Genomic DNA, 12,919 nt, shown 5'->3' on the forward strand with positions numbered 1-12,919 from the left:
TAGTAAAGATGCCAAATAAAAGTTTTCGTAATGCAATTAAAGAAGCCATTGAATCAGAAATGCGTCGTGATCCAACCGTATTTGTTGTTGGTGAAGATGTTCGTGGTGGGCACGGCGGTAAAAACACTGAAGAAAACCAGTTAGAAGGTTTCGGTGGTGTATTGGGCGTAACCAAAGGTTTATGGACAGAATTTGGTTCGGAACGTGTTATTGATACCCCAATTACCGAGTCTGCAATTATCGGTATGGCTGCTGGTGCTGCAGCAACAGGTTTACGTCCTGTTGCCGATTTAATGTTTATGGATTTCTATGGCGTGTGTCATGACATGCTCTATAACCAAGCCGCTAAATTCCGTTATATGTTTGGCGGAAAAGCAAAAGCGCCAATGGTTGTACGTGGCATGATTGGCGCAGGTTTCTCTGCGGCAGCTCAGCATTCTCAGTCACCGTACAACGTATTTGCTGCGGTTCCGGGCTTAAAAGTTGTGGTTCCATCTAGCCCATATGATGTGAAAGGGCTATTAATTCAGGCTATTCGTGATGATGACCCTGTAGTGTTCTGTGAACATAAAATGCTTTATGACATTAAAGGCGAAGTTCCAGATGATGCATATACCATTCCTTTTGGTGTAGCAAATTACACCCGTGAAGGAACAGACGTGACCATTATTGCTTTAGGCCTGATGGTACACCGTGCCAATGAAGTAGCAGATAAACTAGCAAAAGATGGCATTTCGGTTGAAGTGGTCGACCCTCGCACAATTTCACCTCTGGATGAAGAAGGAATTTTAGAATCTGTTGCATCGACTGGGCGTGTGGTTATTGTGGATGAATCAGCGGCACGCTGTGGCTTTGGTCATGATGTTGCTGCCCTGATCGCGCAAAAAGGTTTCCACTATTTGAAAGCACCTGTTGAACTCGTAACGCCACCACATACGCCTGTTCCATTCTCTCCAGTTTTAGAAAAAGAATGGATTCCAAGTGTAGAGCGTATTGAGCAAGCTGTGCGAAAAACATTGGAGGCTTAGGATGAGCGAAATTAAAACGCTGGAGATCCCGAAATGGGGATTATCCATGGAAGAAGGCACGATCGCCCAATGGTTGATTAAAGAGGGTGATAGCTTTAATAAAGGCGATGAAATTTGTGAAATTGAAACCACAAAAATCGTCAATGTGTTAGAAGCGCCTTTTGCTGGAACGCTCCGTAAAATTTTAGCGAAAGATGGTGATACTTTACCTGTTGGTGGTCTTATTGCCGTATGTGCTGATAGTGAAGTTTCTGATGCAGAAATTGAAAAGTTTATTGCATCACTAGGTGGTTCAGCAGCTCAAGCCCCGGAAGCACCTTCGGAGCAAAGTAAAGCGGAAACATCTGCACCTGTTGCTGAAAAAACAGAACAACCACAGACTGTAGCAGCTAGTGCTTCAGCTCCTGCAAAGGTAGCGAAAGAGGACTACGCTGTACCAGAGTCATTACAAGGCTATCAAACATCTAATGAGTTGTTTGCAACGCCGCATGCATTAAAGCTTGCAGAAAAACACAATGTAAACTTGGCAAAAGTCACAGGTTCTGGTCGTGAAGGACGTATTAGTGTTCAAGACATCCAGAAGGCTGTACAGGCTGCTGGTGGTCAGTGGCCTGATGTTAAGCAGCAAACTCAAGCTAAAGTGGTTAAATCTACGGCCGATGATAGCCAAGTTTTAGCAACGCCTGTAGCACGTCGTTTAGCAAAGCAGTGGGGCATTAACCTAAATGATTGCCGTGTTTCAGGTACTCGTGGCCGTGTCTGTAAAGAAGATGTTGAGGCAGTTTACTATCGTAATAACCCAACGCCAGTAAATGAACAACCTTTGCAATGTGCAACTCAACCACAATCAACCGTTACGACGGTGGCAATGAATGGAATGCGTAAAGCGATTGCTTCACGGTTACAGGCTGCAAAACGTAACGCACCGCATTTCCGCTTAGTGGTCGATCTCAACGTAGAGGCTTTGCAAAAATTACGTAAGCAGATTAATGAGACTGTTCCACAAGTGAAACTTTCTATTAATGACATGCTAATTAAGGCAGCTGCCGCCGCACTGATTAAAGTACCTGAGGTGAATGTTCAATTTGATGAAGCGACTCAATCAATTTTACAGTTCTCTCAAGCGGACATTTCGGTAGCCGTAGCGATTCCAAACGGTTTAATTACACCCATTGTGAAAGCTGCGAATCAAAAATCGTTGGCACAAATTTCCGATGACATGCGTGATTTGGCAACTCGTGCTAAGACTGGCAAGTTACAACCTGACGAGTTTCAGGGAGGCAGCTTTAGCATTTCAAATTTAGGAATGTTAGGCATTAAACAGTTCGATGCCATTATTAACCCACCGCAAGGTGCAATTATGGCATTAGGTGCTTCGGAATCTCGCGCTGTTGTCGAAAATGGCAATGTAGTGGTTCGTGAGATTGTCACAGCGACGTTGTCATGCGATCACCGAGTTATTGATGGCGCAGTTGGGGCGAAATTCTTGGCCAGCTTTAAGCAGTTTGTTGAAAACCCTGCTTTAATTTTGGTGTAGGAGAACCCGCATGTCAGCAGCTCAATTTGATTTAATTGTGATTGGCGCGGGACCAGGTGGGTATGTGGCTGCAATTCGTGCAGCCCAGCTCGGGTTAAAAACCGCAATTGTAGAAGAGCGACATTTAGGCGGAATTTGTCTAAATTGGGGCTGTATTCCAACCAAAGCTTTGCTTGCAGGCGCAGAGCTTGCAACCCAGTTTAAACATGCCGGACAGTTTGGTTTTCAGGTATCCCAACTCGATTTTGATATTCAAAAGCTTGTGCAACATAGCCGACAAGTGTCAGCTCAATTAGTACAAGGCATCGATTACTTACTGAAAAAGAATCAGGTGACCGTGTTTAATGGTCGTGCTCAGCTTACGGCAAAAGAAAAACTTGAAGTGACAGATGCTCAAGGTAATAGTCAGGATTTGAGTGCACCACATATCATTTTGGCAACTGGAGCTAAAGCTCGACATGTTCCTCAACTTCCTGTCGATGGAACATATGTCTGGAGCTATAAAGAAGCGCTTGTTCCAGAGCAGTTACCGAAAAGTTTACTGGTTGTAGGTTCAGGTGCAATTGGTAGTGAGTTTGCCAGTCTTTATCAAGACTTGGGTTGTCAGGTGACCCTTATTGATTTGGCTAAACAAATTTTACCGACCGAAGATGCAGAAGTTGCTCAATTTGTTAGAAAACAATTTGAACAAAAAGGTATGAAAGTCATAACCAATGCTGTCGTTCAAAGTATTCAGATTGAAAATGAGCAAGTCCACTGTGTGGTTGAAACGGCAAATGATGTTCAAACGCTTGTTTTTGATCGCGTGCTTTCGGCAATTGGTGTACAGCCGAATACCACAAGGATAGGACTAGAACGTTTAGGTGTAGAACTCAATCCACAAGGTTTTGTGGCAATTGATGACTATTGTAAAACCAACGTAGCAGGGCTTTATGCCATTGGTGATGTTGCTGGAGCACCTTGTCTCGCTCATAAAGCAAGCCATGAAGCCATAATATGTGTCGAGAAAATCGCTGGTGTGGCAAACGTCCATTCACTCGACCGTAGCCAGATACCTGGTTGTATTTTTACACATCCACAAGTGGCGAGTATTGGTTTAACGGAAAATGCAGCAAAAGCTAAGAATCTACCTATACGTATTGGTAAGTTTTCTTTAACTGCAAATGGTAAAGCTTTAGCAATTGGAGATGCGTCAGGTTTCGTTAAAACGGTGGTACATGCAGAAACGGGTGAATTACTTGGTGCACATATGGTGGGTCATGAAGTGACCGAACATATCCAAGGATTTGCCATGGCGAAATATCTAGAAGCAACTGATGAAAGTTTAGCTCAAGTGATTTTCCCGCATCCAACATTATCAGAAGCCATGCATGAATCCATTTTGGCTTCAATGCAACGAGCGATTCATATGTAGAAATTCTACATTTACAGGAGTTGAACATGGTTAAGGGATTAAAAAATAAAGTCGCTTTAGTGACGGGGGCAGCTCAAGGCATTGGCCGTGGGATTGCCCTGCGCTTAGCGCAAGAAGGGGCACATATTGCATTAGTTGATATGAAACAAGATCGACTGAACGATGTGCAGCAGGAAATTCAGGCTTTAGGTGTAAATGCTAGCACATTTATTGCTGATGTAAGTGACCGCGAGCAAGTGTATGCTGCTATAAATCATGCAGAAGAGACTCTTGGTGGGTTTGATGTCATGATTAATAATGCTGGAATAGCTCAAGTTCAGGCGATTGCGGATATCACACCTGATGAATTCCAAAAAATTGTTGATATTAATATTGGTGGAGTGCTGTGGGGAATACAGGCTGCTGCCGCAAAATTTAAGCAGCGGCAACATAAAGGAAAAATCATTAATGCTTGCTCAATTGCAGGCCACGATGGATTTGCTTTACTCGGTATTTACTCGGCAACCAAATTTGCGGTACGAGCACTTACCCAAGCTGCGGCAAAAGAATATGCCAGTCACGGTATTACCGTAAATGGATATTGTCCCGGAATTGTCGGAACTGACATGTGGGTTGAAATTGATAAACGTTTTGCTGAAATTACCGGTGCCGCTATAGGTGAAACTTATAAAAAATATGTGGAAGGCATTGCTTTAGGTAGAGCCCAAACACCAGATGATGTAGCTGCATTAGTTGCTTTTCTGGCAAGTGAAGATTCGGACTATATAACGGGTCAATCCATTTTAACGGACGGCGGAATTGTCTATCGCTAAAACAACATCCTGATTTGAGGGAGATAATAATGAAAGCAGCGCGTTTTTATGACAGAGGCGATATTCGTATTGAAGATATTCCTGAACCAGAAGTCACTCCCGGCACTGTAGGCATTAAGGTGGCTTGGTGTGGAATCTGTGGTACAGATTTGCATGAGTTTATGGAAGGACCAATTTTTATTCCACCATGTGGACATCCACATCCTATTTCAGGTGAATCTGCACCGATTACTATGGGACATGAATTTTCAGGTGTGGTCTATGCTGTAGGTGACGGTGTTGATGATATTGAAATTGGCCAGCATGTCGTCGTAGAGCCTTATATTGTGGCCGATGATGTACCGACTGGACCGGGCGATAATTATCATCTTTCCAAAAATATGAACTTTATTGGTTTAGGTGGCCGTGGCGGAGGTTTATCGGAAAAAATTGCAGTTAAACGCCGTTGGGTGCATCCAATTTCCAATAAAATTCCGCTAGATCAGGCAGCCTTAATTGAACCTTTATCGGTGGGTCATCATGCTTTCGTACGTAGTGGTGCAAAAGCTGGAGATATTGCTTTGGTTGGCGGTGCGGGGCCAATTGGTTTATTGCTTTCGGCAATTTTAAAAGCGAAAGGGCTTAAGGTCATCATTACCGAACTAAGTGCCAAACGTAAAGAAAAAGCCAAAGAGTCGGGTGTTGCAGATTATATTTTAGACCCGTCAGAAGTTGATGTTGTTTCTGAGGTCATGAAAATTACTAATGGCGATGGTGTTGATGTTGCGTTTGAATGTAGTAGCGTTAACAAGGTGTTAGATACTTTGGTCGCGGCAGTGAAACCAACAGGCGTTATAGTTATTGTTTCGATTTGGAGCCACCCAGCATCAATTAATGTGCACAGTGTTGTAATGAAAGAGCTCGATGTAAGAGGCACAATTGCCTACGTAAATGACCATCAAGAAACCATTAAACTGGTCGAAGAAGGTAAAATAAATCTGGAACCTTTTATTACCCAGCGCATTCAACTTGATGATTTGATTTCACAAGGTTTTGAAACCTTAATTCATAACAATGAATCAGCCGTTAAGATTATTGTACATCCATAAATAGACACTTAAGCCTATAAAAAAGAGCGATGATTCGCTCTTTTTTATTAAAGTAAATTGTTGTCTTGGGCTTCAATAATGGGGGGTAATGGCTGCCCTAAAGAGCTTAGAGACTCCCGTTCAATTAAACGAACAATAGAATCGAGCGGTAAATCATTTTCTTGCAAACCGAAAGGCTCTTCAATTTGAGCACTTAGAGCATCTAAACCTAAAAACATATAAGCGATTAAGCCGACAATAAGCGGTGTCCAAATACCTAAAGCTGCTTCAAGGCTAAACGGTAATATGAAACAGAAACAATAAACAGCACGGTGCAAAAGTACTGAATATGAGTAGGGCAAAGGCGTACCAGCAATTCGGTCACAACCTGCTTGGATATTGCCTAGCTCAACAATATGTCGATTTAAGGTGCTATAGATAATGTCACTAATTTCGCCGTCTTTTAGTATTTTAACTAAATCTTTTTGAATATTTTCGAGTACAAACTGAGGTGCATTAATATGCTCATTTAAATAATTAAGTGAAGAGTTATTTAAATAGGCATGCTCAAGAAATTTGGTGGGTTCGACTGTTTGTTGACGCAGTCGATCACGCAACAAGTTACTAAAAATTAAGACCTGATGAATTAAATGTTCACGTTGTTCATTAGATAAAATATGGCTATCTCTAACAATATGTCTGGCATTGGCAATTAAAGCACCCCAGAGCTTGCGGCCTTCCCACCAACGGTCATAACATGCGTTATTTCTAAAGCCTGTACAAATGGACAGAATCACACCAAAGATGGTAAATCCGATCGCGGGTACGGTGGGAATTTGAATCCAATGGTAATAAGAGAGCCAGACCACACAGGCTGAAATAAGTACAACAAAACTCAGTGCAGGCAAAACCTTCGGCAAAATTGTTCCTTTCCAAGCAAATAAGAGTTTAAATACATTGCTTTTATCACGAACAATCATATAAAGCCTTTGAACTAACGAACCTAACCAAGTGCAATATGATACGCCTTAGACGAGCTAAATACCTAGCTAAAGCTTATGCTTTTGTCTGTATCGCCAAAGAGTAGTGCGGCTAATTCCAAAAATATTCGCGACCATATTCAGGTTATGGTTATATTTTTCTAAAGCTGCTTGTACATTTTCTGGACTAAGCTCTGCATTTGTCTCGGGTAATTTAACGTAATCATCTGCATTTAAGAGCTCATTTGGTAAGTCTTCAACTTCAATTTCATCTTTACCATTTGCCATGGTTAAAGCATAAAGCAGAGTGTTTTTAAGCTCACGAACATTTCCTGGCCAGTCATAATTCAATAAAACTTGCATGGCTTTTTGATTGACATGACGGGGCATTGTGTCGAGTTGAGTTGAGCTTTCTTTTAAAATCTGATCGACAATGAGTGGAATATCGACTTTTCTCTCTCTGAGTGGTGGTATGAAAATTGGAATTACGCGTAGACGGTAGAGTAGATCATGACGGAAACGCCCAGCCTTAGCCTCTTCGCGTAAAGCTTTATGTGTTGCTGTAATAATGCGGATATTGGCCTGAATCGGTTTTTCACCACCAACTGGCGTAAATTCACCTGTTTCTAACACCCGTAATAATTTAGCTTGAAGCTCTAAAGGAATCTCGGCAATTTCATCCAGAAACAGCGTTCCGCCTGCGGCACGTTCAAACACGCCTTTATGGTCGCGAATTGCTCCGGTGAAAGCACCTTTCACATGCCCAAATAGTTCACTTTCTAGAATATTGGCATTGAGGGCCGCACAGTTAATCGCTACAAAAATCTTATTTTTACGTTGGCTATAATCATGAATTGCTTTTGCCACAAGTTCTTTACCGCTACCAGATTCGCCGCGGACGAGCACTGGAAACTCAGTAATTGCCACTCTTTGAATAATTGAAAACATACGAGTCATTTCTGGTGAACAACTATTGAAAATTTTAGCCAAGTCTTGCAATTGTTCTGTGAGCTCTACTTGATTAGCAATATCATTCTCTATGCTAACGGGCTGTAGAATATGCAATTTCCCGATAATGCGATGCTCTGCGATGTAAATATCATGTTCTTGATAGATAAATCGCTTTCTCATTTTAGGAGTATTAATTTCGAGATATTGATTGTGATGGTCTTGAGTAAGCGCTGCCATACTCTCTACAGAAATATCGTCTGTATTAAATTTATAGTGAATTGCTTGAGTCGTTGTGTCTGCTAAAAACAGACTCGCATTTGGGAATAGAGCTTTAAGCTGCTCAAATAAAATAAAAAAATCCTGTTCTGACTCAAAATTTAACTTTGCCATTTCATATGTTTCACAATCGTTTCATTGAAACATACTTGAGTTTCATAGGAACATCAAGCTGAGTTCATTTTCTAAGTTTAGTTTTAATTATTGTTTTAAGTGTTTGATTTTTATATTTATTATTTAATTTTAAATAATTGGCATCTTATTTGCAAAATATAGGAAAGAAATAAATTATTAGGGTATAAATCATGTTCTTTAAGCAGTTTTTTGAAAAAGAAAGTTCGACTTATACATATATGCTTGGATGTGAAGAAACACGAGAGGCTGTTTTAATTGATCCAGTCGCATCAGATATAGAGATTTATGCAAAAGAATTAGAGCAGCATCAATTTACGCTCATCTATACCTTAGATACTCATGTTCATGCAGACCATATTACCGCTGCAAATTTACTTCGTGAACGTTTCCATTGCAAATCGGTTTTACACCGAAACTCAGAAGTAAGTTGCGGAGATATTTTAATTACTGATGGTTGCATGCTTAAAGTTGGCAATCTCAGTATTGAAGCGCGTTACACACCAGGTCATACCAATGCTTGTACGAGTTACCTAGTTGGAAACATGATTTTCACTGGTGATGCATTATTAATTGACGGTTGCGGTCGAACTGACTTCCAGCAAGGTAATGCAGGTACACTTTATGACAGTATTCATAAACAACTTTTTAGCCTGCCTGACGAGACTATTGTGTATCCGGGACACGATTATAAAGGTCGTTTGTCTTCAACAATTGGTTATGAACGCTTAAATAATTCACGTCTAGGTCAGAATCGCTCGCGTGAAGATTTTATTGAATTAATGAATAACTTAAATCTGCCATATCCAAAACAAATCGATAAAGCACTTCCTGCTAATCAGGCTTGCGGCTCAATTTCACAATTATAAGGTGGCAATATGGAACTTAAACGAATTAATCAAGATTTTTATGTTGCTGGCCAGATTACTGCCGACGATATTGCGAAAATTGCAGACCAAGGAATAAAAACTCTGATATGTAACCGTCCAGATGGAGAAGGTGCAGATCAACCCAATGTGATTGAAATTGAAGAAGCAGCTCAGCGACATGGCCTAAACGTAATCTACCAGCCCGTTATCAGTGGCAAAATTACCGATCAACAAGTTACCGAGTTTAAGCAGCTTTATCAGAATGCTCAGAAGCCCGTTTTAGCATATTGTCGCTCTGGTATGCGTGCAATCAGTTTGTGGGCTTTGGCTGAAGTTGCTCCACAAGATGCAGCACTGTTAGTTGAGTCGGGTAATAAGCTTGGGTTTAACTTAAAAGGCTTAGTGCCACGTATTTTAAAACGTGATCATGAACCAGCCACAATTCCTTGTTATAGCGTTGTGATTGTTGGCGCTGGGGCAGCAGGAATTTCTGTAGCGTCTAGTCTTTTATGTCGTGAACCTCATTTAGATATTGTCATTATTGATCCCGCAGATACACATTATTATCAACCGGGCTGGACCATGGTTGGTGGCGGTATTTTCAAACCACAAGTAACCGCACGCTCAATGACAAGTGTGATACCTTCAAAAGTAAAATGGATGAAAGCTGCGGTTGCTGGATTCGACCCAGAGCATAATCAGGTTATTTTGGAAGGATGCCAACCTATTCAATATAAAGCTTTGGTCGTCTGTCCTGGTTTAAAACTCAATTGGCATGGCATTGAAGGCTTAGTTGAAACCTTAGGTAAAAATGGGGTGACGTCTAACTATCGTTATGATTTAGCGCCGTATACATGGGAACTGGTGCAACAGCTAAACGGTGGAAAGGCAATCTTTACCCAGCCACCTATGCCGATTAAATGTGCCGGTGCTCCTCAAAAAGCAATGTACCTTTCAGCGGACTACTGGTTAAAGCAAGGCAAACTTAAAGATATCTCTATCCATTTTTATAACACTGGTGCTGTTTTATTTGGTGTGAAGGAATATGTACCTGCACTAATGCAATACGTTGAAAAATATGGTTCAGAACTTCATTTTAACCATCAACTTGTCAAAGTAGACGGGCCTGCAAAGAAAGCATGGTTCAAAGTGGTGAATGATGAAAATGCAGCATTGGTCGAAACAGATTTCGATATGTTGCATGTTGTTCCACCACAACAAGCGCCCGACTTTATTCGTGCAAGTACTCTTACTGATGAAGCCGGCTGGGTGAGTGTGAATCCTCAAACCCTACAACACACACAGCACGCCAATATTTTTGCTTTAGGTGATGTGATGAATGCGCCTAATGCCAAAACTGCTGCTGCGGCACGGGCACAAGCTCCGATCGTTGCGGTTAATGTTATAGCCCAGCTCAAAGGTGAGCAAAACTTCTGCGAGTACAACGGCTATGGCTCATGTCCACTTACGGTAGAACGAGGAAAAATCGTTCTGGCTGAGTTTGGCTACGGCGGCAAATTACTTCCAAGTTTTCCAAAATGGGTGATTGATGGACAAAAACCATCTCGTTTGGCATGGCTACTTAAAGAGCAAATTTTACCGCCGATTTACTGGCAAGGCATGCTCAAGGGCCGTGAGTGGATGGTCAAACCTGAGCGAGGATAAGTAAAGCAACGCTTTACCCGAGCGCAAGACGAGAACTATGTTCGAGTGGAAGAGGATAAGTAAAGCAACGCTTTGTCCTGAGAAGCGACTAAAGCTTCGCAAGAAGACGAGAGCTGTGCTCGAGTGGAAGAGGATAAACAAAGCAACGCTTTGCCGTGAGAAGCGACTAAAGCTTCGCAAGAAGACGAGATCAACTCACTCATTAACCAGCAGTCTACTGCAAACGATGTATATGCAATTTTAGGCTTTTAATATGTTATTACTTGTCGTTGAAGGCATTGTGATTGGCTTTTTACTTGGTCTTACCGGTGCGGGTGGTGGCATTCTTGCTGTACCCGCGCTTATGACCAGTCAAGGCTGGAGCGTGGCGCAAGCTGCACCGATTGGATTATTGGCGGTTGCGCTATCTACTCTCATAGGAACTATTGAAGGCTTATTTAAAAAGATTGTTCGTTATCGTGCTGCGATCTGGATTGCCTTAATTGGTGCTCCTATGGCACATATCGGCATTTTAATAGCTAACACGATTTCATCTATTTGGCTCATGTTAATGTTTAGCTTGGTCATGTTTACTGTAGGCTATCGACTTATCAGTAACCGAGTTTCAGATTTTCATAACCCGCCGTGTCAGGTCAACCCAAGTACGGGACGCTTTATCTGGAATTTTAAAACTGGTGGTGTGCTTGCAAGCATCGGGATTATTGCTGGGCTTTTAACTGGTATGTTAGGGGTTGGAGGCGGCTTTGTAATTGTACCCGCGCTTAGAAAAGTCACAAATTTGGATATGCATAGCATTGTTGCAACCTCACTTATGATTATTTTCCTTATTAGTGGCATGAGTATTGTGATGCATATTGCAGAGGGCTTTCACTATCCAGTCGCCATTACTAGTGCGTTCGCGCTTGCATGTGCATTTGGTATGTTATTAGGACGCCGAGCTATTCGGTTTATTCCGTCTGCAATTGTACAAAAGGTCTTTGCTTTAATGGTTTTTGCTGTTGCAATTTATATGGTTATTAAGATTGTTAATCTAACAAATATCTGAGCAATATAGTATTTTAACCTTCTCTATAAATAGCAATTTTTCCAAGATGAGATATTAAAATTATCTTTGGAAAATTGATTTAAACCATTTAAATCTTTGAGAAAGTGAAATGAAGCGAATTAACGTGGCAATTTGTGGTTTTGGACGGATTGGGCAACAAATTGCAGAGCTTCTTTTAAATCGGTCGACATACTATAAACAAAAATATCAAATTGATGCCCGTTTAGTGGGTGTTTGTAACTCATCATCAGGCTTAATTGATCAAGAAGGTTTACAAGCTTCAAAGTGGCTAGATAAAACACAATATCAAGCAGGCCTAACTGAGCAAAAGTTTTTAGAACAGGTTCAAGCAGATGTCATTATTGAAACTGGACCAAGTGATTATGTGACAGGTGGGAAAGGCCTATTTTATTTAAATTATGCTTTAACACATAGCATGCATGCGATTGCGGTATCTAAAGGTGCTTTAGTCGTAGAAGGTAAAAAACTAATTAACTTGGCGCATCAGCACAATAAAAAACTATTTTTTAGCGGTGCCACTGCTGCAGCTTTACCGACTGTTGATTTGTTTGAATATAACTTGGCTGGTTGCCAAATTTTAGAAATAGAAGGTGTGTTTACAGGTACCACAAATTTTATTTTAAATAATATGTTGCAACACGAATGCGCATTTACAGAATCTCTTGAAAAAGCTCAAGCAAAAGGTATTGCTGAACCGAATAGTTCTTTCGATGTAGATGGATGGGATACTGCTGCAAAAATTACGATACTAGTCAATACTGTTTTGGGAGCTGATATAAAAATTCAAGATATTCCACGACAAGGAATTAGTCATGTCACAGCCGACCATATTCGTGATTGGAAAAAAGAAAATATAATTCCTCGTCTGGTTGGTTTTATCCATATTAAAAATCAGCAAATTCAAACAGGTGTTGAATTAAGGTTAGTCCCAGCAAATCATCCGTTTGCTCATCTGCAAGGTTCTAATAAATGTATTCGGGTGTTAACGCGAGAAATGGGGGAATTTGTTGTCAGTGGAGGGGCATCTGCGCCATTAGCCACAGCCGCTGCAGCTTTAAAAGATTTCGAGTTGATACTAAAAACGGGCTGCTAAAATTAATTATGATTTATAAAAAAGCAGGC

Annotated in this window: 11 protein-coding genes; 9 read left to right on the forward strand and 2 right to left on the reverse strand. The window is 41.1% G+C overall.

The features are described 5' to 3' along the window. Window positions 1-8: 8 nt before the first annotated feature. From GO593_RS16100 to GO593_RS16120, 5 genes are read left to right on the forward strand one after another with little or no spacing between them, the layout of a single operon-like run. Window positions 9-1,028, forward strand: coding sequence for an alpha-ketoacid dehydrogenase subunit beta (locus GO593_RS16100; RefSeq protein ID WP_001133053.1), 1,020 nt, complete (start codon window positions 9-11; stop codon window positions 1,026-1,028). A 1-nt stretch (window position 1,029) separates the two neighbouring features. Continuing rightward, complete coding sequence (locus GO593_RS16105) at window positions 1,030-2,565, forward strand: 2-oxo acid dehydrogenase subunit E2 (protein ID WP_001289735.1); 1,536 nt, start codon at window positions 1,030-1,032, stop codon at window positions 2,563-2,565. Window positions 2,566-2,575: 10 nt separating this feature from the next. Continuing rightward, window positions 2,576-3,979 carry a dihydrolipoyl dehydrogenase gene (gene lpdA / locus GO593_RS16110; protein WP_001271396.1) on the forward strand — a complete coding sequence of 468 codons (1,404 nt, stop codon included), beginning with the start codon at window positions 2,576-2,578 and terminating at the stop codon, window positions 3,977-3,979. 26 nt (window positions 3,980-4,005) lie between these two features. Beyond that, complete coding sequence (locus tag GO593_RS16115; RefSeq protein ID WP_000238432.1) at window positions 4,006-4,791, forward strand: acetoin reductase; 786 nt, start codon at window positions 4,006-4,008, stop codon at window positions 4,789-4,791. Window positions 4,792-4,820: 29 nt separating this feature from the next. Then, window positions 4,821-5,879: a 2,3-butanediol dehydrogenase gene (locus GO593_RS16120; RefSeq protein ID WP_000642305.1), complete on the forward strand. Its 1,059-nt coding sequence runs from the start codon at window positions 4,821-4,823 to the stop codon at window positions 5,877-5,879. Between the two features lie 47 nt (window positions 5,880-5,926). Here the strand turns inward: GO593_RS16120 and GO593_RS16125 are convergent, their stop codons facing one another. Both GO593_RS16125 and GO593_RS16130 read right to left on the reverse strand, forming a co-directional pair. Next, a complete protein-coding gene (locus GO593_RS16125; protein ID WP_000636999.1) occupies window positions 5,927-6,838 on the reverse strand; it encodes a bestrophin family protein in 912 nt (303 codons plus the stop codon). 69 nt (window positions 6,839-6,907) lie between these two features. Next, window positions 6,908-8,179, reverse strand: a complete 1,272-nt coding sequence (locus GO593_RS16130) for a sigma-54 interaction domain-containing protein (protein WP_001096444.1) — start codon at window positions 8,177-8,179, stop codon at window positions 6,908-6,910. 191 nt (window positions 8,180-8,370) lie between these two features. Here GO593_RS16130 and GO593_RS16135 point away from each other — a divergent pair, with 191 nt between their 5' ends. The 4 genes from GO593_RS16135 to GO593_RS16150 all read left to right on the forward strand — a co-directional run bounded on the left by GO593_RS16135 (window position 8,371) and on the right by GO593_RS16150 (window position 12,890). Next, the gene (locus GO593_RS16135) at window positions 8,371-9,066 is read left to right on the forward strand and encodes an MBL fold metallo-hydrolase (RefSeq protein WP_000465439.1); all 696 of its coding nucleotides are present in this window, start codon (window positions 8,371-8,373) and stop codon (window positions 9,064-9,066) included. A 9-nt stretch (window positions 9,067-9,075) separates the two neighbouring features. Then, entirely contained in the window at window positions 9,076-10,731 is a 1,656-nt protein-coding gene (locus tag GO593_RS16140; RefSeq protein WP_000421155.1) for a bifunctional protein tyrosine phosphatase family protein/NAD(P)/FAD-dependent oxidoreductase, read from the forward strand. Between the two features lie 253 nt (window positions 10,732-10,984). Then, window positions 10,985-11,776, forward strand: a complete 792-nt coding sequence (locus tag GO593_RS16145; protein WP_000925660.1) for a sulfite exporter TauE/SafE family protein — start codon at window positions 10,985-10,987, stop codon at window positions 11,774-11,776. Window positions 11,777-11,885: 109 nt separating this feature from the next. Then, window positions 11,886-12,890, forward strand: coding sequence for a homoserine dehydrogenase (locus tag GO593_RS16150; protein WP_000822392.1), 1,005 nt, complete (start codon window positions 11,886-11,888; stop codon window positions 12,888-12,890). Window positions 12,891-12,919 lie beyond the last annotated feature (29 nt).

Origin of the sequence: Acinetobacter baumannii (assembly GCF_009759685.1) — a bacterium.
GTDB classification, from domain to species: Bacteria; Pseudomonadota; Gammaproteobacteria; order Pseudomonadales; family Moraxellaceae; genus Acinetobacter; species Acinetobacter baumannii.